The sequence below is a fragment of the Nonomuraea candida genome (genome assembly GCF_000725485.1).
In the GTDB taxonomy this organism is placed as follows: Bacteria; Actinomycetota; Actinomycetes; order Streptosporangiales; family Streptosporangiaceae; genus Nonomuraea; species Nonomuraea candida.
In genome coordinates this window covers 57,237-81,444 of record NZ_JOAG01000015.1, presented here as the reverse complement: position 1 = coordinate 81,444, position 24,208 = coordinate 57,237, and the positions used below count along the sequence as shown (strand labels likewise).

The 24,208-nt window shown below is 74.7% G+C and carries 20 protein-coding genes; 13 read left to right on the top strand and 7 right to left on the bottom strand.

The genetic code is table 11. The features are described from left to right. Positions 1 to 4: 4 nt before the first annotated feature. The 7 genes from IO39_RS15410 to IO39_RS15380 all read left to right on the top strand — a co-directional run bounded on the left by IO39_RS15410 (position 5) and on the right by IO39_RS15380 (position 9,440). Entirely contained in the window at positions 5 to 1,369 is a 1,365-nt protein-coding gene (locus IO39_RS15410; RefSeq protein WP_052422934.1) for a hypothetical protein, read from the top strand. Continuing rightward, a complete protein-coding gene (locus IO39_RS15405; RefSeq protein WP_043622483.1) occupies positions 1,366 to 3,537 on the top strand; it encodes a coiled-coil domain-containing protein in 2,172 nt (723 codons plus the stop codon). The genes IO39_RS15410 and IO39_RS15405 overlap by 4 nt, the downstream gene beginning before the upstream one ends. After that, positions 3,534 to 4,667, top strand: coding sequence for a hypothetical protein (locus IO39_RS15400; RefSeq protein ID WP_043622480.1), 1,134 nt, complete (start codon positions 3,534 to 3,536; stop codon positions 4,665 to 4,667). Before IO39_RS15405 ends, IO39_RS15400 begins: the two co-directional genes overlap by 4 nt. Before the next feature lie 94 nt (positions 4,668 to 4,761). Beyond that, positions 4,762 to 5,301: a hypothetical protein gene (locus tag IO39_RS15395; protein ID WP_043622476.1), complete on the top strand. Its 540-nt coding sequence runs from the start codon at positions 4,762 to 4,764 to the stop codon at positions 5,299 to 5,301. Continuing rightward, entirely contained in the window at positions 5,298 to 7,025 is a 1,728-nt protein-coding gene (locus IO39_RS15390) for a hypothetical protein (protein WP_043622473.1), read from the top strand. The genes IO39_RS15395 and IO39_RS15390 overlap by 4 nt, the downstream gene beginning before the upstream one ends. 42 nt (positions 7,026 to 7,067) lie before the next feature. Further along, a complete protein-coding gene (locus IO39_RS58890) occupies positions 7,068 to 9,146 on the top strand; it encodes an ATP-binding protein (protein WP_043622469.1) in 2,079 nt (692 codons plus the stop codon). A 6-nt stretch (positions 9,147 to 9,152) separates the two neighbouring features. Next, a complete protein-coding gene (locus tag IO39_RS15380) occupies positions 9,153 to 9,440 on the top strand; it encodes a hypothetical protein (RefSeq protein ID WP_043622466.1) in 288 nt (95 codons plus the stop codon). 36 nt (positions 9,441 to 9,476) lie between these two features. On the opposite strand, the gene IO39_RS15375 is transcribed toward IO39_RS15380, so the two are convergent. Together IO39_RS15375 and IO39_RS15370 are read right to left on the bottom strand one after the other, a co-directional pair. After that, positions 9,477 to 9,923, bottom strand: a complete 447-nt coding sequence (locus IO39_RS15375; RefSeq protein ID WP_043622463.1) for a DUF4383 domain-containing protein — start codon at positions 9,921 to 9,923, stop codon at positions 9,477 to 9,479. Between the two features lie 50 nt (positions 9,924 to 9,973). Continuing rightward, entirely contained in the window at positions 9,974 to 10,723 is a 750-nt protein-coding gene (locus tag IO39_RS15370; protein ID WP_084772906.1) for a TetR/AcrR family transcriptional regulator, read from the bottom strand. Positions 10,724 to 10,907: 184 nt separating this feature from the next. On the opposite strand from IO39_RS15370, the gene IO39_RS15365 reads away from it, so the two are divergent. Then, a complete protein-coding gene (locus tag IO39_RS15365) occupies positions 10,908 to 11,555 on the top strand; it encodes a CatB-related O-acetyltransferase (protein ID WP_043622460.1) in 648 nt (215 codons plus the stop codon). A 72-nt stretch (positions 11,556 to 11,627) separates the two neighbouring features. Here IO39_RS15365 and IO39_RS15360 read toward each other — a convergent pair whose 3' ends face one another. Beyond that, positions 11,628 to 12,929 carry a serine hydrolase domain-containing protein gene (locus IO39_RS15360; protein ID WP_084772904.1) on the bottom strand — a complete coding sequence of 434 codons (1,302 nt, stop codon included), beginning with the start codon at positions 12,927 to 12,929 and terminating at the stop codon, positions 11,628 to 11,630. Positions 12,930 to 12,985: 56 nt separating this feature from the next. Further along, complete coding sequence (locus IO39_RS15355) at positions 12,986 to 13,363, bottom strand: hypothetical protein (RefSeq protein ID WP_043622457.1); 378 nt, start codon at positions 13,361 to 13,363, stop codon at positions 12,986 to 12,988. 260 nt (positions 13,364 to 13,623) lie between these two features. Between IO39_RS15355 and IO39_RS15350 the strand changes: the two genes are divergently transcribed. Next, positions 13,624 to 14,661: a LacI family DNA-binding transcriptional regulator gene (locus tag IO39_RS15350; RefSeq protein ID WP_211267024.1), complete on the top strand. Its 1,038-nt coding sequence runs from the start codon at positions 13,624 to 13,626 to the stop codon at positions 14,659 to 14,661. A gap of 344 nt (positions 14,662 to 15,005) precedes the next feature. After that, entirely contained in the window at positions 15,006 to 17,246 is a 2,241-nt protein-coding gene (locus IO39_RS15345) for a rhamnogalacturonan lyase family protein (protein ID WP_043622452.1), read from the top strand. A gap of 60 nt (positions 17,247 to 17,306) precedes the next feature. On the opposite strand, the gene IO39_RS15340 is transcribed toward IO39_RS15345, so the two are convergent. Continuing rightward, on the bottom strand, positions 17,307 to 18,494 hold the full coding sequence (locus IO39_RS15340) for an MFS transporter (RefSeq protein ID WP_043622450.1): 1,188 nt from the start codon (positions 18,492 to 18,494) through the stop codon (positions 17,307 to 17,309). A gap of 303 nt (positions 18,495 to 18,797) precedes the next feature. Between IO39_RS15340 and IO39_RS15335 the strand changes: the two genes are divergently transcribed. Then, on the top strand, positions 18,798 to 19,448 hold the full coding sequence (locus IO39_RS15335; RefSeq protein WP_043622448.1) for a TetR/AcrR family transcriptional regulator: 651 nt from the start codon (positions 18,798 to 18,800) through the stop codon (positions 19,446 to 19,448). Positions 19,449 to 19,572: 124 nt separating this feature from the next. Here the strand turns inward: IO39_RS15335 and IO39_RS15330 are convergent, their stop codons facing one another. Next, the gene (locus IO39_RS15330; protein ID WP_043622446.1) at positions 19,573 to 21,468 is read right to left on the bottom strand and encodes an ABC transporter ATP-binding protein; all 1,896 of its coding nucleotides are present in this window, start codon (positions 21,466 to 21,468) and stop codon (positions 19,573 to 19,575) included. Between the two features lie 74 nt (positions 21,469 to 21,542). Here IO39_RS15330 and IO39_RS15325 point away from each other — a divergent pair, with 74 nt between their 5' ends. Continuing rightward, positions 21,543 to 22,112 (top strand): TetR/AcrR family transcriptional regulator, encoded by a 570-nt coding sequence (locus IO39_RS15325; protein ID WP_043622442.1) that lies wholly within the window; start codon positions 21,543 to 21,545, stop codon positions 22,110 to 22,112. Between the two features lie 121 nt (positions 22,113 to 22,233). After that, complete coding sequence (locus IO39_RS15320; protein ID WP_084772902.1) at positions 22,234 to 23,070, top strand: AraC family transcriptional regulator; 837 nt, start codon at positions 22,234 to 22,236, stop codon at positions 23,068 to 23,070. Positions 23,071 to 23,147: 77 nt separating this feature from the next. Here IO39_RS15320 and IO39_RS15315 read toward each other — a convergent pair whose 3' ends face one another. Further along, entirely contained in the window at positions 23,148 to 24,056 is a 909-nt protein-coding gene (locus IO39_RS15315) for an NAD(P)-dependent oxidoreductase (RefSeq protein WP_043622434.1), read from the bottom strand. Positions 24,057 to 24,208: the final 152 nt, after the last annotated feature.

Here is a 24,208-nt window from a genome sequence, read left to right as displayed (position 1 = left end):
AGAGATGACCGAGATATCGGCACAGCCCTCCGCGCAGAGCCCGGAGCACGGGGACTTCGACGTCTCCCCGTTCCGCCGGCTGCGCTACTTCCACGGCCAGATGCTGACCGCCCGCGACTTCCAGCGCGAGCAGGAGTACTTCCGCGAGAAGCTGATGCTGCGCATGCGCTCCCTGCTCGGCTACGGCGTCGTGTGCGGCCTGTACGTGGAGCCGGTGCCGGCCGACGGGCCTCATGACGACGGGCCCCATGAGACGAACGCCGAGAACGCCGGGAGCGCCGGGAGCGCCGGGAGCGCCGGCGCCTCCGGCACCTCCGAGACCGGCGGCGGCGACGCGGCGGAGACCTCGGAGGCCGGCGGGAGCGGCGAGGGCCATCCGGAGTGGCGGCGCAGGGCGAAGGTGCGCCTCACGTCCGGGCTCGGCGTGGACTGCGACGGCCACGAGCTCGTCGTCCCCGGCGGCTGCGTGATCGACCTGTGGGAGGCGCTGCACGAGGACGAGCGCTCCGCGGGCACGACGGTGTGGATCGGCATCGAGTACGACGAGCGCGCCGTCGAGCCCACCAGGACCGTCTTCAACTCCAGTTGCGCCGACACCTCCGACTGCGAGTACGGCTACACCGAGGAGAGCTACGCCGTACGGGTGACCACCCGCAGGCCGCCGGACGACGAGCGGTGCGAGCCGTGCTGCTCCCGCTGCGAGCACAAGGTCCTCTGGCTGGCCAGGATCGACGACGTGGACTGGCGCCGGCCCGTGCGAGGGGAGCAGATCCGCATGAACATCCGCCGGCTGTTCGGCAAGCGGGTGCCGACGGTGATCACGGGCATCAACTGGCGGCACGGCCACACGTACACGGTGGACGAGGCCAGGGAGCTGCTCGGCACGCAGAAGCAGAGCGGCGGGCTCGTCGTGCGCTTCTCCGACGACGTCCGCGTGGACTCGCTGCAGCCCGGCGTCGTGGAGATCCAGGTGATCGAGGGCGGCGCCGGCCGCAACGCCGACACCTGGTACATGGGCGGGAAGTTCGAGGAGCCGGCCGGCGGCGAGTACACCCGGCACTTCCGCTACCGGCAGACCACCCGCGAGACGCTGCAGGACGGCGACCGGGTGCTGGTCACCGTCCGCGCGGCGTTCATCCTCGACCGGTGCTGCCGCCCGGTCGACGGCACCAACGTCGGCGGCAAGGTCCCCTACCTCCGGCGCGGCCGGGACATCCAGGGCGACTGGCCGGAGCCCGCGGAGAACGAGCTGGAGAGCAGGCGCGGCTGTGGGCTGCCGCCCTCCGGCATCGGGCCGTGGACCTCGGGCACCGGCGCGGGCGGGGACGTCTTCGAGAGCTGGTTCTTCGTCACCGAGGAGCGCCGATGAGCAGAGGAGATTGCGGGTGCGGCTGCGGCGGCGCGTCCCGGTGGCCGGCCGCGTTCGTCCGGCCGCGGTTCTTCGCCGGCCAGCTCCTCACCGAGGACGACCTGTCGCTGCTGGTCGACTACCTGACCGGGAAGTCCCGCCTGCACAACCGGATGATGTCGGGGCCGGGCGTGGTCTGCGGCCTGGAGGTGGGCTGCGACCCGTGCGGCGGCGGGACCGTGGTCGTGCACCCCGGGCACGCGCTCGACTGCCTCGGCAACGACATCGTGCTGTCCTGCAAGGAGAAGGTGGACGTGCAGGCGCTCGTGCGGGAGCTGCGGGTCTCGTCATTGGGCGTGGAGTGCGGCGAGCCGTGCGACGACGACGGGGGCCGCCGTTACGGGCTCTACGTGCGCTACGAGGAGACGCCGGTCGACCCGGTCGCCCCGTACGCCACCGAGGAGCCCTGCCCGGCGCCCGGCTGCGTGCCCTCCCGGGTGCAGGAGGGCTTCCGCTTCGTCGTCAAGTGCGCCGACACCGACGACCACCGCTACAACCCGGTCCAGCGGCTGCTGGCGACCGTCGGCGACAAGGACGGCTACGAGCCCGTACGCGTCCTGGGCCAGCGGTTCGGGCTGTACGTGGACGCCATGTCGGTCGCCGGGGCGGCGTCCGCCCGGCCGATCGAGTTCACCGCCGACGACGCGGCCCGCTATGCCCGCAGCCTGGAGTGGCTGGGCCAGAGCGGTGCGGGGCGCGTGACGTCGCCGCAGGTGGCCAGGGAGATGACCGAGCACGTGCGCGCGCTGGCCGCCGCCCTGGCCCGGTACGACACCCACGACCCGGCCGGCCAGGAACGGCTGCGGACCGAGCACCGGCTCGGCGAGGTCGAGCCGGCCCGGCAGGCGATCGAGCGCGCGTGCGCCCGGCTGGCCGAGACCGATCCCGCGCAGGTGTGGCCGGACCCGGCGCACCGCTCGCTCGCCGTCGCCGTCGTGGCCGAGGCCAGGGCGCGGGTCGTGACCCCCGACACCGGGTCGCCGCTGGAGGTGCGCCTGCTCGCGCAGGGCACCCCGGTGAGCAACGTGCTGCAGGCCGAGTTCCGCTCCGACCTCGTCCGGATCAGGGAGTGGCTGCTGGGCCGCCTGGAGCGGACGCGCGGCCTGGGCGACTGCGCGCTGCGGGACGACGTGCGCGCGGCGGCGATCCCGCAGCCGCTGCCCGCGCCCGAGCCGGACCCGGCGCAGCGGCTGACGATCGCGGAGCTGGACCAGATCGCCGGCGCGGCGGGGAACCTGACGGTCTACGTGCGGCGCTTCGTCGCCGACGCGGCCTGCTCGACGCTCAACCCGCCGTGCCCCGACTGCTCCGACGCCGACGTGCTCCTGGCCCATCTGGAGCTGGACGGCTGCGACGTGCGGCGCGTCTGCTCGGCCACCCGGGAGCAGGTGCTGCCGGGCGGGTCGGCGTACGGCGAGTGGCTGCCGAAGCTCTACCAGCTTCGCCACCTGGCCCAGCAGGTGTGCTGCCGGCCGGTGCCGGTGCACCGGCCGCCTTCCGTGCCGCAGGACGGCCCGGTGCGCCGGCCCTACGTGGCCGGGCTGCTCGACGACTGGCCGCGCACCGGGCTGCTGGAGGAGATGTGGCACCTGCTGATCACCCCGGCCCCGGGTGAGACGGTGCCGCAGCCGCTGCACGAGCGGGTCTACACGGTGCCCAGCGAGGTGACCGACAGCCTGCACGAGCTGAGCGCGCTGCGGGCCCAGGTGCACGACCTGACCGCGGGCATGGCGGCGTTGCGGGCGCAGCTCGACACCGCGCGGGAGCAGGTCTCGCAGGTGCGCGAGGAGCTGCCGGAGCGGCTCGGCGACCGGCTCTCGGAGCTGGAGAACGCCCCGCCGCCGGCGCCGTCCTCGGGCTCGTCAGGCTCCGCTGGGGGCTCGCCGTCGGGTTCGTCGGGCTCGTCGTCCTCCAAGCAACCGGCGCGGCGCACGCGCTCGACCTCGGGCCGGAAGCCCCGGTCGGGCGGCTCGGACACCCCGGCAGGCTCGGAGGAACCGGGCGAGTCCGGCGAATCCAGCGGGTCGAGCGGATCCGGCGGGTCGAGCGGATCCGGCGGGTCGAGCGGCTCCGGCCGGTCGGGCCGGTCCGGCGGTTCCGCGCCGGGTGAGCCGGGTGAGTCGTCGTGACCGCTCCGCTGCGCCCCGCCTTCCACGAGGGTCAGGTCCTCGCCGCCGCCGACCTGGCGGCGACCGTCGAGCACGCCCGCGCCGCCGCCGCCCGGCACGCCAGGTACCTGCACGACTGGGGCATCGCCGAAGGGCTCGGGCTGACCACCGAGAGCCGCACCGACCCGGTCACCGGCGCCCGGTACGTCGAGGTGACGCTGGCGCCGGGGCTGGCCATCGACGGGACGGGCAGGGAGATCGTGGTCGACGCCCCGGTCGTGCTGTCCGAGGCCGACTTCGCGGAGGTCAACGGGGCCGAACGCACCACGCAGCCGTTCCCCGTGTTCCTGACGGCCGTGGACCGGCCTCAGGCCGCCACTGGGCCCGGGTCGTGCTCCGGCGCCGCCGGGGCGACCCGGGTGGCCGAGACGTACCAGATCCTCTTCGGCCGGCTCGGGGACGAGCGGCTGGTCGCCGACCAGCGCCCGCCCGGGGCCGGCGGCCCGCCGGCCGGCCCGCCGGCGCGCTGGCTGGTGCTGCTGGGCTTCGTCCAGTGGACCGACGGGCACTTCACCGGCGCCCCGCCCAGCGCGCGCGGCGTGTCCCCCCGGTACGCCGGGGTGCGGGCCGACACGGTGGCCGCGCGCTCGGGCACCCTGTCGCTGCGCACCCAGACCGCCGTGCAGGAGGGCAGGCCCGCGCTGGTGCTGTCCGGCGAGGACCCGCCCAGCCTGGTCTTCGGCCTCTACCAGGGCAACGGCTCGGTCAGCCCGCTCATGACGGTGGCCGGCAACGGGAACCTGACCATCGCGGGCAGCCTCTCCGGCCGGGTCTCGGCGGGCAGCGTGCTGGCCGCCTCCGGCACGGCCACGGACGGCATGCTGCTGCCGCTGCCGGCCGGGGTGGCCCCCGAGGAGGTCGCCGACGGCCGGGTGGCGCTGCACGTGTACGTCACGCCGCGCGTCCCGCCGTTCGCCGCCGGGCTGGGCGTCCCGGCCGAGGCCACGGTGGACGGCGAGCGGCGGGTCCGGTGCCGGATGCGCTTCTACGACCCCGTCGGCAACCCGGCCGAGGTGGTCGACCTGCCCGGCGCGGTCGACTTCCTCGTCCTGGCGACGGTCGCGGCGGCGAACGGCGGTGGCCGGGGATGAGCCTCTTCGCAGCACCGGCAGCGGCGGCGAACGGCGCCGGCCGGATCTCCGCGCTGCGGGCAGCGGTCGCGATGACGGAAGGCGATGGTGCGGGATGAGCCTTTTCGTGGTGTACGTACCGGACACCGGGCACGTCGTGGGCGCGGTCTCGGCGCTCGGCGCGCTCCCCCCGGGCGACGACGCCGGCGTGGCGGCGCTGGTGGGCGACGCGCTGCCGCTGCGCGTGCCGGTCGCCGGCGGCGAGGTCGCGAGCCTCCCCCTGCCGGCCAGGGAGCTGGCCGTGCACGAGGCGGAGGACGAGCCGCGCGTCTACGCCGGCCCGCTGGCGTTCGGCGTCGAGCAGGTCCCCGGCGGCCGGCCGAAGCCCGCGCTGGTGCAGCTGGCCACCTGGGCGGAGGGGGTGACCCTGACGGCAGGCAGCCTCGACATCAAGGTGCCGGTGCCGGACCCGAGCCAGGACACCCCCGTGCTGGCGCTGCTCGCCGAGGGGCAGGACGTCCACGTGCTGGCCGGGCGGATAGCCGCGGGGACGGACACCGTCCGGCTCCCGGTGAGCGTGCCCGCCGGCACCTACGGGGTGCTGGCCCTGGTGACCGGCTGGACCGGCGTGCTGCGGGCGGTGACCCGGTCGTGAGCACCCCCGCCGCGGACGGCATCACCGTGCGCCGGTGCGTGGTGCGGGTGATCCGCCGTGGCGGCTGGAGCTGGGGCCCCGACCCGCAGGACCTGGTGCGGCAGGTGCTGGACGCGCTGCCGGAGCTGCTGGCCGAGCGGTTCGGCGAGCACCTGACCGGCGAGGGCCCGGACCTGGAGATCACCGAGCCGGTGCTGCTGACCGTCAAGCCGCCCCGCGCCGCCCGCAACGGCCTGGCGCCGGCCGGTCTCGTCGTCGAGCCCGCGCCCGTCGCCGTCCCGCCGCCCCGGCCGGTCGCCGGCGCCCCGCCCCCGGGCCCGGCGCCGGCCGGGGCGTCCACGACGGAGGACGCCACGATGGCGGCCGGTCCGTACGCGGCCGGGGAGGCGAGCCGCACGCCCGCCGCGCTCTTCGCCGAGCTGGCCGAGCGCGGCGAGCTGGCGGCGCTGCTGGCCGGGCTGCCCGACGCGGCGCTGCGGACGTACCTGTCCGCGCTGCTCGCCCCCGCCCCGGACGCCGCTCCGGCGGGAGCGGGCACGCGAGCCCCCGCTCCCGCCGGGCCCGTGCCGGCCGAGGTGATCGGCGCGCTGGCCGCGGAGCTGGCCCGCCGGCTGTCCCGCCCGCCGCCGCCCGCCACCCGCGACGGCCTCGCCGAGCTGCTCGACGCCCTGCCCGGGGCGGAGACCGAGCCGCTGCCACCGGCCCTGCGCGCGGACGCCGGCGGCTGGCAGCGCGTGCCGGCGGGGGAGACGCGGGTGTGCTTCGTGCTGCCGTTCCTGCTGGCGGGCCCGCTGGCGCGCACCGGGTACCTGGACGCGATCGGCCCGGCGCTGGCCGGGATCGACCTGCCGGAGGAGGCGCCGCTGCTCGCGGCGGCGCTGGCGTACAAGGTGCTGGACGCGCCGGAACGGGGCTGGCGCAGGAGCGGCGAGGCCGGGAAGGCCGCCGCGGCCTTCGCCGGGCTGGAGTCGGCGCCCGACCTGACCGGCTTCGCCCACCGGGTGCGGCCCGCGCTGCCCGTGCTGGACGGCGTGCTGGCGCTGTCGTTGTGCCGGGGCCACGACCCGGAGGACCCGCTGCTGGTGCTGGGGGTGGACGGCGGCCTGCTGCTGGTGGACGCCCAGGGCATGTTCCCGATCGCGTGGGCCGCCGGTACGGCGGGCCTGCTGCCGCACTGGGAGGCGTGCGGCCGCCCGCCGGTGCTGGTGTGCGCCGGCCCGCTCCCGCCGCCGTGCCTGCGCGAGCTGGCCGAGGCCGGCGTGCGCCTGGTCACCGCCGTGCCCCCGGTCCGCGACGACCCCCTGTCCCGCCTGCCCTGGCGCACCCCCCTGTGGACGACGGGCGGCGTGCGGCAGCGCCTGGCCGCGGAGCTGCCCGCCCTGGCCGGGCGGGCGGGCGACCTGGTGCGCACCCTGTTCGAGGCGCACCGCGCGGTCCCGCTGGCGCCGGACCGCGCGCTGGAGCGCAGCGTGACGCTGGCGGCCTCGCTGGCCCTCGGCCTGCTCGCCTGGACGCTGTGGCGGGAGCGGGAGACGCCCGATCCGCTGCTGGCGCTGACGCGCTTCGCCGACCTGGAGGGGACGGTCCGGTACTCCCGCGACACCGTGAGCGTGAAACTGCCGCTCGGGCGGCGCCACGCGGACCTGTGGCGCTGCGGCGCCCTGACGGACGTGCCCGACGTGGTCTGGCTGGACGGCCGGACCCTGACCTTCTCGGGGGGCTGACATGAGCGGGTGGGCCGTGGAGCGCCGGTCGGGAGGGGCGGCATGAGCGGGTGGGCCGTGGAGCATCTGCGGCTGCGGCTGGGGGAGCTGCACCGGACGCTGCGGCTGGCGGTGGCGCGGCAGGCGGAGGCGGCGGCGCTGCTCACCCGCCCGGACCTGACCCCGTTCTGCGTCACCGACGAGCAGGTGGGCGCGCTGCTCGACCGGGTGGACGCCTTCGCCGCCGCCATGACCGGCCCGCCGCCCGAGCCCGTCCCCGACCCGGAGCCGGAGCAGCAGCTGCGCCACCGGGCCGCCGCGGAGGGGGCGACCCTGCCGCTGGACGCGCTGGCCGCCCGCTTCGGCCTGACCCGCGCCGAGCAGGACGCCCTGCTGCTGGTGGCGGCCCCCGAGCTGGACGCGGGCTACGAGCGCGTCTACGCCTACGTCGTGGACAACCTCAACCGCCGGGCGCCGAGCGTGGAGCTGCTGGTCACGGTGTGCGGGCAGACGCCCCCCGCCCGGCTGGCGATCCGCCGGGCCGTGGGGCCGACCGGCCGGCTGCGCAGGCTCGGCCTGCTGCTCGCGTACGGCGACTCCCCGTCCGAGGCGGCGCGGGACCTGGCGCTGGGCGCCGGGGTCTTCGACTTCCTGATGGGCTGGGGCGGGGACGTGGGCCTGGTGGGCCACGACCCGGGCGAGGTGGCCGAGCCGGGGCCGGAGGCGGTGGGGCCGTACCTGCCGGAGGAGCGCCTGCCGAGACTCGGCCGCGCCCTGGCGGCCGGCGACATCGACGTGGTGGGACTGTGGGGCTGCCCGCGGGACGGCCAGGCCGACGTGGCGCGGGCGCTGGCGCGGGCGGCGGGCAGACGGCTGCGGCGCGGCACCGGCGACCTGGACGGCGACCTGCGCCTGGCCGCCGCGCTGGAGGCGGTGCTGTGGCTGCCGACCGACGACCTGCCCACCCGGCCCGACGCGCTGCTGCTGAGGTCGGCCGTGCCGCTCTGCCTGACCGGCACGACGCCGTGGCGGCCGGCGGAGCTGCTGGCCGCCCGTACGTACGCGGAGCTGACGATCCCCGCCCCCGGCTTCCCGGAGCGGCGGGCCATGTGGTCGGCCGCCTTCCCCGTCCTGGACGGGCCCGTGCTGGAGGACCTGGCCGCCCGCTACCGCATGACGGGCGGGGAGCTGCGGGCCGTCGCGGCCGTGGCCGGCACCGGCGCGCGCCTGTCGGGCAACGGCCGACCGGCGCCGCTGGCCGAGCACGTGGAGCCGGCGATCGCCACGGTGACCAGGGGGCGCACCAGCCACGCCGTACAGGCCATCGTGCCGCGCAGGAGCCTCGACGACCTCGTGCTCCCCGAGGCGCAGCTCAACCAGATCGAGGAGATCGCCTCGGCCTTCCGCGCCTGGCCGCGCATCGCCGAGTCGTGGGGCTTCGCGGGCCGCTCGCCGGGCGGGATCAAGGCGCTGTTCACCGGCGAGCCGGGGACGGGCAAGACGATGTCCGCCGAGGTGATCACCGGCATGCTCGGCCTGGAGCTGCTGCGGGTGGACCTGTCGCAGGTGGTCTCCAAATGGGTGGGGGAGACCGAGAAGAACATGGAGACGGTCTTCCAGCAGGCCGAGAACAGCCACGCCGTGCTGCTGTTCGACGAGGCCGACGCGCTGTTCGGCAAGCGGGGCGAGGTCAAGCAGGGCACGGACCGCTACGCCAACCTGGAGGTCGGCTACTTGCTGCAACGCCTGGAGGCCAGCGACGGGCTGGTCATCCTGACCAGCAACCTGAAGGAGAACATCGACCCGGCCTTCACCCGCCGCTTCCAGTTCGTGGTGCACTTCCCCAGGCCGGGCGCCGAGGAGCGGCGCGCCCTGTGGCGGCAGGCCTTCCCGCCCCAGGCGCCGCTGGCCGGCGACGTGGACCTGGAGGCGCTGTGCCGGCTGGACATGACGGGCGCCGGCATCACCGCCGCCGCCCGGGCCGCCGCGCTGGCGGCGGCCGACGAGGGCAGCCCGGCCATCGGCATGCGCCACGTCGTCCGCGGCGTCTCCCGCCAGTTCCAGCGTGAGGCCCGCCTGTTCCGCCCGTCCGAGCTCGGCCCGTACGCTGGACTCCTACCCGACAATGGGATCCCGGGGTGACGACCGATGCCCGAACTTCCTCCGCCGCAGCACCGGCCCGCCGTGCCGGTCACCGCCAAGGAGCTGCGCACGGCCGCCGCGGCCGACAAGGGCAGGAGCGCCCTCGTCCTGGTCCCGGCGGTCGTCGGCAACGCACAGGCGGCCAAGACCGCCATGGACGCGCAGTCGAAGACCGTGCCCTCCCACGTGGCCTCCACCCTCGCCGCCGGCCAGGACCGCGTCGGCAACGCGGCCGTGGCCGGCGCGGCGATGCGCGTGGTGCCGATGGCCGTCCCGAAGAAGGACGCCCCGTGACACGCCGGCCCGTCAGCCGGTCCTTCAGCGGGCCCGTCAGCGCGTGGCGGTGACGCGGCGGCGGGTCAGCAGGAGGCCGAGGGCGATCATGCCGATGCCCAGGACCAGGTGCAGCCAGTTGTCCGCGGTGTTGAGCGGGACGAAGTTGGCCGGGCTGTCGTGGGCGATGAGCATGCCGTAGATCCACAGCACCAGGTAGACGATCCCGCCGCCGACGAGGAAGGCGCGCGCGCCGTTCCACGTCCGGGCGAGCAGCACGCCGGCGAGGCCGAACAGCAGGTGGACGATGTTATGCAGGATGGAGACCTGGAAGACGCCGAGCAGGAGCGCGTCGGACTGGTGCCCGGCGAACTGCAGGTCGTCGAAGTTGGTGGTGACGCCCGGAACGAAGCCGAGCACGCCGACGAGCAGGAACACCACGCCGGTGGCGAGGGCGGCGACCTGCACGGGCGAGCGGGTGGCAGGGGTGTGCGGGGTGTCCATCGGACCTCCCTTGCGTAGATGGACCCTTCTCCCTACCCACGCACACGAACTCAGTCGTCACCCGCGGTGAAGGCGCCGGCCCCGGCGGCGAGGACGGCGGTTCTGGCCGCCTGCTCGGGCAGGCCGGGGTCGGCGGGCATGCGGAGCAGCACGAGCTGGTGGTAGAGCGGGGCGGTGGCGGCGATGAGCAGCCCCCGCGCGTCGGTGTCCGGCGGCAGCTCGCCACGGCGCACGGCCCGCCGCACGATGACCTCGCAGCGGGCGTAGCGGTCCTCCCAGAGCCGTCGCACGCCGCGGGCGGCCTCCTCCGAGCGGAACGAGGCGGTCAGCAGGGCCGCGGCGATCGACGGCCGCGCGGTCAGCGCCGCCTGGTTCTCGTGGTTGAGGGCCGCCAGGTCGCCCAGCAGGGAGCCGGTGTCCCGCGGCTCCCAGTCGTCGTCACCGGTGGCCTCCAGAAGGTCGGTGAGCAGGCCGCCCACATCCCGCCAGCGCCGGTACACCGTCGCCCGGTGCACCCCGGCGCGCGCCGCCACGGAGTCGATGCTCAGCGCGTCGAAGCCGTGTTCGCCGAGCTCGGCGCGGACCGCGTCGAGGACCTGCGCCCGGATCCTGCCGGTACGCCCACCCGGCCGCCTCCGAACCGCCGTCTCCGGCCCGTCTTGCGTTGCCGTCTCCGGCCCGGCCGGTGTCGCCGTCTCCGGCCCGCCCTGCGCCGGTCGGGCGGCCGGTGGCGGGGGCGCGGACGTGGTCGGCGCGGATGTCGTCGGCGCGGGGTCAGGTTGCTCATCGGACGGAGCCATGCCACCATCTTAATGTAGAAGTTGTCGCATTAGTGGCGGTATCGACGTTCTTCCGTGGCGTTCCTCCCGGACCGCCCGGTTCCTGAACCGCCGCCCGTCACGCGGGCGGCCCGCCGGACGGGTCCGGTCTCCCGCGCGGCCCACGAGCACCTGCCACCCGCAGGAGTACCGAGAGGAACGATCCATGAGTCCCCTTGTCCCCGCCGACCCCACCGTGCTGCACCCCATGCCGGGGCAGCCGCGGGTGGTGCTGCTCAAGCCGCTGGTCAAGTCCCCGTTGATCGAGGTGGGGGAGTTCTCGTACTACGACGACCCGGACGACCCGACCGCCTTCGAGACCCGCAACGTGCTCTACCACTACGGGCCGGAGAAGCTGGTCATCGGGAGGTTCTGCGCGCTGGGCACCGGGGTGCGGTTCATCATGAACGGCGCCAACCACCGCATGGACGGCCCCTCGACCTTCCCCTTCCCCAGCATGGGCGGCTCGTGGTCCGACCACTTCGACCTGCTGACCGGCCTGCCGAACCGGGGTGACACCGTGGTGGGCAACGACGTCTGGTTCGGCTACGGGGCCACGGTGATGCCGGGCGTGCGGATCGGGCACGGCGCGATCATCGGCGCCGGCGCCGTGGTCACCTCCGACGTGCCCGACTACGGCATCGTCGGCGGCAACCCGGCCCGGCTCATCCGCCGTCGCCACAGCGACGCCGACATCGCCCGCCTCCTGGCGCTGGCCTGGTGGGACTGGCCGGTGGCGCACATCACCGAGCACGTACGCACGATCATGTCGGGCACCGTCGACGCCCTGGAGGCCGCCGCCCCCCGTCCCTGACCCGCGCACCTGCCCCCGCACGACGGCGGGTGCGCCGCGTCCGCAGCTTCCGTACCCTCCGGGCCGTCGGCCTCATCGAGCGAGCGCTCCTGCCGCCCGCCTGACGGCCTCCAGCAGGCGGGCCGCCCGCAGGTCCGGCGCTCCCTCCCGGACGTGGTTCATCACGTAACCGAACGCGAGCCCGCTCTCCCGGTCGGCGAACCCGATCGAGCCGCCGAGGCCGGGGAAGCCGAAGGCGGTGGGGGAGTACCAGTACGCGTCCGGCGTGGGCAGCCCGAACCCCGTGCCGATCCGGACGGGCACGCGCAGGACCCGGTCGACGCCGGCGGCCTGTTCGGCGGTCGCGGCCGCCAGGGTGGCGGGGGTGAGGAGGCGGCGCCCGTCCACCTCCCCGATGAGGGCGGCGTAGAAGCGGGCCAGGGCGCGCGCGGTGCAGATGCCGTTGGTGGCGGGCAGCTCGGCGGCCCGCTCCACCGGGTCGTTGTGATCGAACGCGGGCCGGACGAAGGTGAGCGCGCGTACGGTCAGCGAGGCCGGGTCGGCGTAGGCCGCCATCACCTCCCGCATGGGCTCGGGGACGGCGTCCAGGTCGATCGCGGAGAGGTCGAAGCCGCCCGGGCCGGTGACGACGCGGCTGACCCGGTGCTGCTCGGACTCGGGCAGCCCGATCCACAGGTCCAGGCCGAGCGGCCCGGCGATCTCCTCGGCGATCTCCTCGGCGAGGAACGTGCCGATGCTCCGGCCGGTGACCCGGCGCACCACCTCGCCGACGAGCCAGCCGTACGTCAGCGCGTGATAGCCGTGCCCGGCACCCGGCTCCCAGAACGGCCGCTGGGCCGCCAGCGCGTCCACCACGGGGTCCCAGGCGATCGCCTCGGCCGGGGTGACCGTGCGGTCGAGGGTGGGCAGGCCGGCCTGGTGGGTGAGCAGCCACCGTACGGGGATGCGCTCCTTGCCGTTGGCCGCGAACTCCGGCCAGTAGCGGGCCACGGGCGCGTCGAGGTCGAGCTCGCCCCGCTGGGCCAGCAGCAGCGCGCAGGCCGCCGTCACCCCCTTGGTGGTGGAGTAGACGACCTGCAGCGTGTCCCGCCGCCAGGGGCGGCCGGTCTCGGGGTCGGCGATCCCGCCCCACAGATCGACGACCTTCCGCCCCCGCAGGTAGACGCTGACCGCCGCGCCGATCTCCTCCCCGGAGGCCAGGTTCGCCGCGAACGCCTCGCGCACCCCCTCGAACCCCGGCGCCGTCTCCCCACCGACCTGCGCGCCGACCTGCCCGCCGACCTCTGCGCCGACCTGCGCGCCGACCTCCGTGCCGACCTCCGTGCCGCTCCTCGCCCCGTTTCCCGTCTCGCTGTCCGGGCTGATTTCGGGCATGCGTCATCGCCTTCTGTTCATGTCGTGCTCCGCGAAAAGGGGTCGGCGGAAAGGAGTCAGCGGCGGAATTTCTCGATGAGCCAGGCGCACAGCTCCGGCTCGCTCATCTCCGGATATTCCGCCGCGAACGTGGCCAGCGCGCGCAGCGCCTCGCCCCGGTCCAGGCCGCGCGCCATCGCCGCCTTGAGGTATTCCTGACGCGCGGCGGTGGGCCGCCCGCCACCGGCCCCGCGTCCGGGCAGGCCGGCGCGCCAGCGCGCGATCTCCGTCACCCGATCGGCCCGCCAGCCGGGCGCCCCGTCCACCTCGACGTCAGGCTCGGGGAACGGGTGATCGGAGCCGCCGGGATAGCGGGTGCGCCACTTGTGCACCGCGTGCCGGCTCACTCCCAGGGCCTCGGCGAGGCCGAGCACACCGAGATAGCGCTCGGTCATGGGCGCACCAGCTCGTCCTTTCCGGCCCCCTTCGCGGATCTCCAGTATTACCACGTCCGGCGCCTCACCCTGAGCCGCCGAAAACGATGTCTCCACGAGAGACGAAACCCATTGTCTCTCAGAGAGACGATGTTGACAACCCCTCCGGCGGCCCGGGGGGAGCGGCCTCTGCGGCTTCCGGCGCCATCGGCCGGGAAGGCCCCGGGGAAGATCGGCCGGGAGGTGCGGTGGCGGAGCCGGTGGCCGGATATGGTGCTGCGGTGAATGGGGACGCACCGGGCGAGCCGCGCCGCCCCGGCATGCGCCAGGTCGCCAAGGAGGCCGGCGTCTCGCCGACGACGGTGAGCAACGTCCTGAACAACCCTGAGCTGGTCGCCGAGGAGACGCGCCGGCGGGTGCACGCGGCGATGGAGCGCATGGGATACCTGCCGGACAACGCCGCCAGGCGGTTACGGGGGCTGCCCAGCCCGCTGGTGGGCGCGGTGACGCTGGACATCGCCGGGCCGTTCTTCACCGAGGTGTGCCGGGGGGTGGAGGACCGGCTCCTCCAGGACGGCTGCATGCTCATGACCTGCAGCACCGACCTGCAGCCCGGGCGGGAGCGGCACTACCTCCAGGAGCTGGAGAAACAGCGCGTGCGGGGCGTGCTGATCACCCCCGTCGAGGACGACCTGGGCCCGCTGGTCGCCCTGGCCGGGCGCGGCGTCCCGGTGGTGCTGCTCGACCACCGCTCCGACGGCCGGCTCTGCTCGGTCTCGATCGACAACCAGTGGGGCGGCGAGCAGATCGCGGCACACCTGATCGGGCTCGGGCACCGGCGGATCGCGCTGCTCGCCGCCGCGATCGAGGTGCAGCAGACCGCCGAGCGCCACGCCGGGGTGCGCAGGGCGTTCGTCAAGGCCGGTCTGGACCCCGACCGCGGCATGCTGGACGTGCGGGTGCCGTCGCCCGACATCACGGTGACCGCCGCGGCGGCCCTCGAGGACGTGCTGGGCGCGCCCGACCCGCCCACCGCGATCCTCTGCCTCAACGACACGGCCGCGCTCGGCGTGATCGGCGGGCTGCGGGAGCGGGGGATCGCGGTCCCCGGGGAGATGTCCGTGGTGGGGTACGACGACGTGGCGTTCGCCGCCCAGCTCGCCCCGCCGCTGACCACGGTGTGGCAGCCGAAGCGCGAGCTGGGCCGGGTCGCGGCGGAGCTGCTGCTGGACGAGGCCCGCCCCGGCCACCGCCACCAGAAGCTGGTCTACCGGCCGCGCCTGGTCGTCCGCGAGTCCACGGCCCCACCCCGCCGCTGATCGGCCGCTGACCGGCCGCCGACCACCGGCGGCCCGGCGGCGGCCCGGCGCCGGCCCCGCGGTGACGCGGGCGCGCCACCCTCGCCACTGACCGGCACCCGACCCGGCACCCGCCCCTGCACCCGACCCGGCCGCCGGCCCACCGGTGACGCCGCGCCGGCCCCGATCACGGGCGGGGCGGCCGAAAGTTTCAGGGGCGGTGGGCGGGTCCCGCTTCGCTGACCTGAAAGGTAACAACCCGGGCCGGGATCGGCGTCACCGGCCGATTGACACTCTGATCAGCGTTTTCTTACCGTGTGGGCGCTCGGCACCCCGTCGAGATCCGCACGTTGATTGGACGCTCAATGAAACGTTTATCCCGTCCAGCGCTGATCTCCACGGTGCTCGGCAGCACCGTGAGCCTGGTGGTCGCGGGCGCCGTCGGCCTCCGGCCGTCCGCCGCCGCGGCGGTGGCCTGCGAGGTGGACTACGCCGTCGCCACCCAGTGGTCCGGCGGCTTCACCGGCGACGTGACGATCAGGAACCTGGGCGAGGCGATCGACGGCTGGCGCCTGGACTGGTCGTTCGCCGCCGGACAGCAGATCACCCAGGCCTGGAACGCCACCGCCACGCAGGACGGCTCGGCCGTCAGGGCGCAGGACGCCGGCTACAACGCGGCGATCCCCGAAGGCGGCAGTGCCAGGTTCGGCTTCAACGCCTCCTGGAACGGCTCCGCCAACCCGGCGCCCGCCTCGTTCGCGCTCAACGGCGTCACCTGCACCGGCGACCCGGGCGAGCCCACCCCCACGGTGACTCCCACAGTGACCCCCACAGTGACCCCAACGGTGACGCCGACCACGAACCCTCCGGGGGCCAAGCAGGCGGAGGACCTCGACCGGGGCCTGATCAGCGTCCGCTCCGGCAGCGGCAACCTGGTCTCCTGGCGGCTGCTGGGCACCGAGCCGCGTGAGACGTCCTTCAACGTCTACCGGGGCGGCACCCGGGTCGCGACCGTCACGAACTCCACCAACTACCTCGACTCCGGGGCGGCCGCGGACGCCTCGTACACCGTCCGCCCGGTCAGCGGCGGCGTGGAGGGGCCCGCCTCGGAGACCTCGCTGCGCTTCGGCGGCGGCTACCTCGACGTGCCGATCACGCCGCCCTCCTCCGGCCACCACGCCAACGACGCCGGCGTGGGCGACCTGGACGGGGACGGCCGGCTGGACCTGGTGCTGAAGTGGGAGGCCGACAACGCCAAGGACAACTCCCAGTCCGGCACCACCGACGTGGTCTACCTCGACGGCATCAAGCTGGACGGCACCCGCCTGTGGCGGGTCAACCTGGGCCGCAACATCCGGGCCGGTGCCCACTACACGCAGTTCCAGGTGTACGACTACGACGGCGACGGCAGGGCCGAGGTCGCCGTGAAGACCGCCGACGGCACGATCGACGGCCGGGGCGCCGCGATCGGCAACGCGAGCGCCGACCACCGCAACTCCGGCGGCTACATCCTGTCCGGCCCCGAGTACCTGACCATGTTCAACGGCCAGACCGGCGCGGCGATGTCCACGGTCCCCTACGACCCGCCGCGCGGCAACGTCTCCTCCTGGGGCGACTCCTACGGCAACCGGGTGGACCGGTTCCTGGCCGGCACCGCGTACCTGGACGGGCAGCGGCCCAGCCTGATCATGGCCCGCGGCTACTACACGCGCGCCGTGATCGCCGCCTGGGACTTCCGGGACGGCCGGCTCGTCAAGCGCTGGACGTTCGACTCCAACGCCTCGGGCAACGGCTCGTACGCGGGCCAGGGCAACCACTCCCTCACCGTCGGCGACGTGGACGGCGACGGCCGCGACGAGATCCTCTACGGCGCCGCCGCCATCGACGACAACGGCCGCGGCCTGTGGAACGTCGGCTGGGGCCACGGCGACGCCGCCCACCTGGGCGACCTCAACCCGGCCCGCGCGGGCCAGGAGTACGTGAAGATCTCCGAGTCCGCCAACCGGCCCGGCCTCTACATGGTCGACGCCCGCAACGGCCAGGTGCTCTGGCAGACCGGCACCGGCTCGGGCTCAGACGGCGAGGGACCGGGCCGCGGCGTGGCCGCCGACATCTACGCGGGCAGCCCCGGCGCCGAGTCCTGGGCCGCGGGCGCCGGGCAGAACGGCCTGCGCAACACCTCCGGCACGGTCGTCGGCCGCCAGCCCTCCTCGGCCAACTTCCTGTCCTGGTGGGACGGTGACCCGGTGCGCGAGCTGCTGGACCAGACCCGCGTCGACAAGTACGGCACCGGCGGCGAGACCCGCCTGCTGACCGCCTCCGGCGTGCACAGCAACAACGGCACCAAGGCCACCCCGTCCCTGTCGGGCGACCTGCTGGGCGACTGGCGCGAGGAGGTCATCTGGCCCACCACCGACAACCGCGCCCTGCGCATCTACGCCACCCCGCACGTGACCACCACCAAGATCCACACCCTCCTGCACGACCCGCAGTACCGCGTGGCCCTGGCCTGGCAGAACACTGCCTACAACCAGCCCCCGCACCCGAGCTTCTTCATCGGCGCCGGCATGGGCACGCCGCCCCGGCCCAACGTCTACCTGCGCTGATGAGCACCGGGCGCGGTCGCGACGGCGGAAACCCCACGCCGCCGTGACCGCGCCCGGCGGTCAGCGGGTGGTGGGCTCGGCGGTGCGGCGGCGGGTGTCGACGGCGGGGGCCAGGAGGACGGCCGAGGCGACGAAGGCGAGCACCACGAGCATGGCCGGCCGCAGCCCCCACTGCTCGCCGAGGAAGCCGAGGCCGGGCGGGCCGACGAGGAAGGCGACGTACCCGATGGTGGCCACCAGGCTGACGCGGGCGGTCTGCTCGGGCCCGGTCTCCCCGGCGGCGGACAGCGCGACGGGGAAGCCCAGCGACGCGCCGAGCCCCCAGAACAGCACGGCCGCCCCCGCCAGCACGGCGCTGTCGGAGTAGACCACCAGGAGCAGGCCGATCGCCCCCGAGACCGCGCTCGCCCGTACGACCGTGGTGCGGCCGAAGCGGTCGAGGAAGAAGCCGCCGCAGAACCGGCCGATGGTCATGGCGGCGGCGAACCCGGTGTAGACGAGGGAGCCGTACGTGGCGTCCACGCCGTGCCCGTCCACCATGAGCAGCGGCAGCCAGTCGTTGGCGGCCCCCTCGGCCAGGGCCATGGCCAGCACGATCGCGCCGATCAGGAGGAGCCGGCCGTCCTTCCAGATCTTCGGCGCGGGCCCGCCGGCGCCGGGCTCGGCGGGGGCGAGCAGGCCGGTGCCGGCGGGGACGTGGCGGAAGGCGTACAGGAAGATCGCGGCGGCGACCAGGGTGACCGCGGCCAGGTGCCAGTGCGCCGGCACCCCGGCGGCGGTGGCCGCGATGCCCGCCGCCGCGCCGACGACGGTGCCCAGGCTGAAGCAGCCGTGCAGGGTGGGCAGCGTCGTCCTGCCGGTGATCCGCTCGACGTCGGCGCCGTCCACGTTGACGGCGACGTCGCCGGCTCCCACGCCCGCGCCGAACGCGCACAGGCCCGCCATGACCAGCGGCACGGACGCCAGGAGGGCGCCCGCGCTGATGACGGCCAGGCTCACGACGACCAGCGCGGTGCCGAAGCCGATGACGGGCCTGGTCCCGAAGCGGGAGGTGAGGCGGCCGGAGCAGAGGATGCCGATCATGGACCCGAGCGACAGGCCGAACAGGACCAGCCCCATCTGCGCGGTGGAGGCCCCCAGCCCGTCACGGATGTCAGGGGTGCGGGTCACCCACGACGACATCGCGATGCCCGGCAGGAAGAAGAACAGGAACAGCGCCTGCCGGCGCCGGCGCGTGGCGGTATCCATGCAGCTGAGAACTCCGTGATGATGCGGATGCCCGGGGAGGATGCCTGACAAAGGGGAGATGAATCCCTATAGGTGATGAAACTGATCGTATAGGGGGAAAGTCTCTCCCGTGCGGCACGCCCCCGCCGGACTCACCCCTTCGGCCCGCCGGCCGCGCGGGTCAACCGCCGGGTGAACGTTCCGGGCACCCGCCGGGACTCGCGGCGCGGCCCGCCGGGACGCGCGGTGGTGGCGGGAAGGAACTCGCGGTGGTGGCGGGACGGAACTCGCGGTGCGGCGTGACGGGGACACTAGGATGGGCGGATGACCTCTCAGCCGGCCGCTCCCGAACGTCAGCGGGATGCCGAGCGCACCAGGGCGGAGATTCTCGGGGTCGCGCAGCAGGAGTTCGCCCGGCATGGGTACGCGGGGGCGCGGGTGGATGAGATCGCCGCGCGGATGCGGACGACGAAGCGGATGATCTATTACTACTTCGGGAGCAAGGAGCGGCTCTACATCGCGGTGCTGGAGAAGGCGTACGCCGAGGTGCGGGAGATGGAGCGGGCGATCGAGGTGGAGCATCTGGCGCCGGTGGAGGCGATCCGGACGCTGGCGGAGCTGACGTTCGATCACCATGATCTGCATCGTGAGTTCATCAAGCTGGTGGCGATCGAGAACATTCATCAGGCCGAGCACATTCGCAAGTCGGCGGCGCTGGCGGGGCTGGGCACGCCGGTGCTGGATCTGATCTCGCGCATTCTGGACGAGGGCGCGGCGCGGGGTGATTTCGTGACCGAGGCCGACGCGATCGACGTGCACATGCTGATCAGTTCGTTCTGTTTCTTCCGGGTGGCCAACCAGCACACGTTCGGGGCGTTGTTCGGGCGCGACATGACCGCGCCCGAACACCGCGCCCGGCTGCGCAAGATGGTGGGCGACGCGGTGGTCGCCTACCTGCGCGGCGCCAGCACCTGACCACCGCTCGCCTGATCACCCTCCCGGTCACCGCTCGCCTGATCACCCTCCCGGTCACCGCTCGCCGGTCACCTCGCCGGTCACCGCTCGCCTGACCAGCCCCGCCCGGTTGCCTCCAGCCCGGTCAGCCCCGTGGCGGTGTCACGCTCGCGTCCGGCCGGGTGGAGTCGATGCGCAGGGCGGCGACCAGCTCGCGGTAGAGGGCGTCGGTGGCCAGCAGCTCCTCGTGACCGCCCCGGGCACGCACCCGGCCGGCCTCCATGACCACGATGGTGTCGGCGTCGATCACGGTGGACAGGCGGTGCGCGATCGTCACCACCGCCCCCTCGCGGGCGCGGTCGCGGATGCAGTCGTGCACGGCCGCCTCGGTGAGCCCGTCGAGCTGTGCGGTGGCCTCGTCCAGCAGGAGCACGTCCGGCGTGCGCAGCAGCGCCCTGGCCAGCGCGATCCGCTGCCGCTCGCCGCCCGAGACCTGCGTGGAGGACAGCGGCGTGTCCAGGCCGTCGTCCAGCACGGCGACCTTGTCGCTCAGCCGCACCTCGCGCAGCACCCGGGTCATCTCCTCCTCGCGGGCGTCGGGGTGGGAGAAGAGCAGGTTGTCGCGGATCGTGCCGGGCACGATGGGAGTGTCCTGCTCGACGTACGCCAGTTTGGCCCTGATCCGGTCGCGGGTGAGCCCGGAGTACGGGCGGCCGTCCAGCAGCAGCGTGCCCTCCTGCGGTTCGAGGAAGCCCAGGATGAGGGAGAACAGCGTCGTCTTGCCCGCGCCCGACGGGCCGACGATCGCCACGTGGCCGCGCCGGGGGATGGCCAGGCTGACCCCGCGCACGGCGGGACCGGCGTCCGGTCCGTACGCGGCCGTGACCTCCCGCAGTTCGAGGACCGGCCCCGCCTCCGGCCCCGCACCACCCACCGCCCCGGCCCCGGTCGCCGCCCCGGTCGCCGTCCCGCCACCGCTCGCGGTCCTGCCGGCGGCCGCCGTCCCGCTGCCGGCCGCCGTCCCGCTGCCGGCCACCGGCCCGTCATCCGCAGGTGGGGTGGCCGGGACGGCCGCCGGCTCGGTGGGCATGGCGGCGACCTCGCGGATGCGCTCGGCGGCGGCGATGCCGGACTGCAGGGCGGTGAAGTTCTGGCTGAGCTCGGTGATGGGCTCCATGAGGCCGAACGCGTACAGCAGGAACGCGATCAGGCTCGACACCTCCAGGTGCCCCGCGCCCACCCGCCACGCGCCGACCCCGAGAACCAGGATGATCGCGAGCTGGATGCCCGTCCACGCGATCGTCCAGGCGGTCGCCTCGGCCCGCACGGCGCGGACGCCGTGCTCGGCGGAGGACCTGGCGTGGGCGAGGACGCGCTCGGCCTGGCGCTCCTCGGCGCGGCTGACCTTCACCGTCCTGATCGCCCGCAGGGCGCCCTCCAGCACGCCGCCGAGCCGGCCGATCTCGTGCTGCGCCCGCTCCTGGGCCCTGGCGATGGCCGGCATGAGCAGCGCGAACAGCACGATGACGGTCAGCACCGCCGCCATCGTCACGGCCACCAGGACGAGGTCGAGCACGGCCATCAGGACGAGCGTCCCGGCCAGCATGACCGCGCCGTTGATCAGCCCGATCACGCTGGACGTCGCGGCCTCGCGCAGCAGCACGGTGTCGGAGGTCACGCGGGTGACGAGCTCGCCGGGAGGGTGCCTGGTCACGGCGGGCACGGTGGCGCGCAGGAACCGCCGGACCATCGACTCGCGGGCCTCCAGCACGACCCGCTCGCCCAGCGTGCCCAGCTTGACCCACTGCCAGCGGGAGATCACCACGCCCACCACCAGCAGCCCCGCCAGCGCCAGGATCGGGCCGGTCAGGGAGTCGCCGGCGCCGAGCGCGTCGAGCACCCATTTGGTGACCATCGGCGAGGCCAGGCCCAGCGCCGACCCGCCCAGGGCCAGGAACAACCCGAGCAGCAGCGTGGCCGCATGGGGCCGGGCGAACGACCACAGGACATGGAACCTCGGGAACCGTTTCGGAACATTCATGTGAGAAATGGAACACTGATGTTCCGGAGAAAGTCAAATGTGTTTCCTTATGGAGGAGGCGCTACCGTAGCCGCATGGACACAGCAGCCCCCACCGGCGCACGGGCCCGGACCAGGCGGGCCATCCTCGACGCCGCCCTGTCCGTCCTCGCCGCCAAGCCCGCCGCCTCCCTGTCCGACATCGCCGCGGCGGCGGGGGTGGGGCGCACCACGATCCACCGCTACTTCCCCGAGCGCTCCGACCTGCTGGCCGCGATCGGCAGCTACCTGCTGGAGCGCATCGACCTGGCGACCGCGCGCGCCCGCCCCGACGACGGCACGGGGGCCGAGGCGCTGGAGCGGGTGTGCCAGGAATACTTCGAGCTGGGCGACGTGCTGCTCTTCGCGTTCGAGAACAATCAGGCGACCGAGTGGGTGGACTGGGAGAGCGAGAGCGAGTCCGACCGCATCCTGGGCCGGCTCATCCAGCGCGGCCACGCCGACGGCACCATCGACCCGCGGCTTCCCCCGGCGTGGGTGGCGGAGCTGATGTGGAGCATGCTGTACGCGGCCTGGCAGCACACCCGCCAGAACCAGGTGCCCAAGCACACGTCGCTGAGCCTGTGCCTGCACACCCTCAGGAAGGCCATCGCGGCCGGCTGCTGACACCCCGGCCAACGGCCCGCCCCATCACCGTGCCCGCGACACCGTGCCCGCGACACCGGGCCGGTCGGAGTGAGCCGGGCCGGTCGGAGTGAGCCGGGCCGGTCGGGGTGAGACTGGTGGGGTGAGGACGGCACCTTCCTGGGACGGGACGTTGCGGCCGGCGCCGGGGCACCGGCTGCGCTTCGGCGCGCGGGCCGAGGGCATCGAGCGGCTGGCGGCCTCGCTCGTGGGCGCGGCGTTCGCGCCGCACCGCCACGACACCTACGCCATCGGCGTCACGCTCACGGGCGTGCAGACCTTCCGGTACCGGGGCGAGCTGCGGCGGTGCCTGCCGGGGGAGTGGCACGTGCTGCACCCCGACGAGGTGCACGACGGGGCGGCGGGCACCGACGCGGGGTTCGGCTACCGGATCTTCTACGTCGATCCGTACCTCGTGCAGGAGGCGCTGGGCGGCAGGCCGCTGCCGTTCGTCGCCGACCCCGTCGTCCGGCCGGACGGGATGTCCCCGTCGCTGCTGCGCTGGTTGCGGCGCCTGGACGAGCCGCTGGAGGGGCTGGCCCGGCTGGAGGTCGCGCTGCTGGTCGCGGCGGCGCTGGAGCGGCACGCCGGCCGGCCGGCCCGGTCACGGCGGGAGCCGCTCGCGGTCGAGGAGCTGGCGCGGGTGCGGGAGCTCATCGCCGCCGATCCCGCCGTCCGGCATCCGGTCGCCGTGTTCGAACGCGTCTCGGGGCTGGACCGGTGGACCATCGCCCGCCAGTTCCGCGCCGCCTTCGGCACCAGCCCGACCCGGTTCAGGACGATGCGCCAGCTCGATCTGGCCCGCCGGGCGATGCGGGACGGCCTGCCGCTGCGGGAGGCGGCGCTGCGGGCGGGCTTCGCCGACCAGAGCCACCTGACCCGCATGTTCAAGCGCGCCTACGGTCTCACCCCCGGCGCGTGGACGGCCGCACTCACCTGACCGCGGCACTCAGCTGACCGCGGCACTCAGCTGACCGCGGCACTCAGCTGGCCACTGTACTCGCCTGGCCGCCGCAGTCACCTGGCCGCCGCATCGCCGGTCAGGGGCCGGGAGGCGTCGGTCCTGGCTTCGAGGGCCCGGACCACGGCCGCCATGTCGAGCGCGCCGTGCCCGAGCGCCAGGGTCTCGGCGAACAGGGCGTGGCAGACGTCGAGCAGCGGCGAGGCCACGCCGGACGCCCGGGCCGCCTCGGCGATGAGCCGGTTGTTCTTGAGCACGTCCGCGATGGCCGCCTGCGGGGCGAAGTCCCCTTCGAGGAGCTTGCGGGCCTTGACCCGGGACACGTCGCTGGCCATCGGGCCGGAGCCGAGCACCCGGGCGAACTTCTCCAGGTCCAGCCCGTGCCGGGCGGCGAAGTGCGCGGACTCGGCCAGGCCGCTCACCATGGTGATCAGGAACAGGTTCACCGCCAGCTTCATCAGCAGCCCGCCGGGGACCGGCCCGCAGGTGATCGTCTCGGCGCACATCGGTGCGAGCAGGGGGCGTACCTCCTCGACCGCCGCCGGCTCGCCGGCCGGCATCGCCACCAGGCGCCCGCTCTCGGCCGGGCCGCGCGAGCCCGACACGGGCGCCTCGACGTACTCGCCCCCCGCGTCGCGGATGGCGGCGGCCAGCTCCGCCGAGTACGCGGGAGACGTCGTGCCCATGTGCACCACCACGCGTCCCGCTACGGCGGGCGCGAACCGCGGTGTGCCGCGTCCCAGCACCTCGTCCACCGCGGCCTCGTCGGCCAGCATCAGCAGCACCACGCGGGCCCGCGCGAACACCTCGCCGGGACCCGCCGCCACCCGCGCCCCGGCCGCCCGCAGCGGCTCGCACCGCGCGGCGGTGCGGTTCCACACGACGACGGGCGTGCCGGCGCGGACCAGGTTGAGCGCCATGGGCCGCCCCATGATCCCGAGCCCGACGAACCCCACCATGGCCATGCGCCCGACCTCCCGTTTCCCGCGTCCCGCCAACCCCCGTTGTAGCCGAGACCACGAGCCCCGGTCTTGAACGATTGTGCCGCCGCCCCGCCGCCGCCCTGCCGCCCCGCCGCCCCGCCGCCCCGCGTACCGGACGCGGCGGCGGGTTCGTG

Bases quoted from the DNA above. Each gene is read 5' to 3' on its own strand.
- IO39_RS15410 (WP_052422934.1), top strand. From the start codon at position 5: ATGACCGAGATATCGGCACAGCCCTCCGCGCAGAGCCCGGAGCACGGG.
- IO39_RS15405 (WP_043622483.1), top strand. From the start codon at position 1,366: ATGAGCAGAGGAGATTGCGGGTGCGGCTGCGGCGGCGCGTCCCGGTGG.
- IO39_RS15395 (WP_043622476.1), top strand. From the start codon at position 4,762: ATGAGCCTTTTCGTGGTGTACGTACCGGACACCGGGCACGTCGTGGGC.
- IO39_RS58890 (WP_043622469.1), top strand. From the start codon at position 7,068: ATGAGCGGGTGGGCCGTGGAGCATCTGCGGCTGCGGCTGGGGGAGCTG.
- IO39_RS15380 (WP_043622466.1), top strand. From the start codon at position 9,153: ATGCCCGAACTTCCTCCGCCGCAGCACCGGCCCGCCGTGCCGGTCACC.
- IO39_RS15375 (WP_043622463.1), bottom strand. From the start codon at position 9,923: ATGGACACCCCGCACACCCCTGCCACCCGCTCGCCCGTGCAGGTCGCC.
- IO39_RS15370 (WP_084772906.1), bottom strand. From the start codon at position 10,723: ATGGCTCCGTCCGATGAGCAACCTGACCCCGCGCCGACGACATCCGCG.
- IO39_RS15365 (WP_043622460.1), top strand. From the start codon at position 10,908: ATGAGTCCCCTTGTCCCCGCCGACCCCACCGTGCTGCACCCCATGCCG.
- IO39_RS15360 (WP_084772904.1), bottom strand. From the start codon at position 12,929: ATGCCCGAAATCAGCCCGGACAGCGAGACGGGAAACGGGGCGAGGAGC.
- IO39_RS15355 (WP_043622457.1), bottom strand. From the start codon at position 13,363: ATGACCGAGCGCTATCTCGGTGTGCTCGGCCTCGCCGAGGCCCTGGGA.
- IO39_RS15345 (WP_043622452.1), top strand. From the start codon at position 15,006: ATGAAACGTTTATCCCGTCCAGCGCTGATCTCCACGGTGCTCGGCAGC.
- IO39_RS15340 (WP_043622450.1), bottom strand. From the start codon at position 18,494: ATGGATACCGCCACGCGCCGGCGCCGGCAGGCGCTGTTCCTGTTCTTC.
- IO39_RS15335 (WP_043622448.1), top strand. From the start codon at position 18,798: ATGACCTCTCAGCCGGCCGCTCCCGAACGTCAGCGGGATGCCGAGCGC.
- IO39_RS15330 (WP_043622446.1), bottom strand. From the start codon at position 21,468: ATGAATGTTCCGAAACGGTTCCCGAGGTTCCATGTCCTGTGGTCGTTC.
- IO39_RS15325 (WP_043622442.1), top strand. From the start codon at position 21,543: ATGGACACAGCAGCCCCCACCGGCGCACGGGCCCGGACCAGGCGGGCC.
- IO39_RS15315 (WP_043622434.1), bottom strand. From the start codon at position 24,056: ATGGCCATGGTGGGGTTCGTCGGGCTCGGGATCATGGGGCGGCCCATG.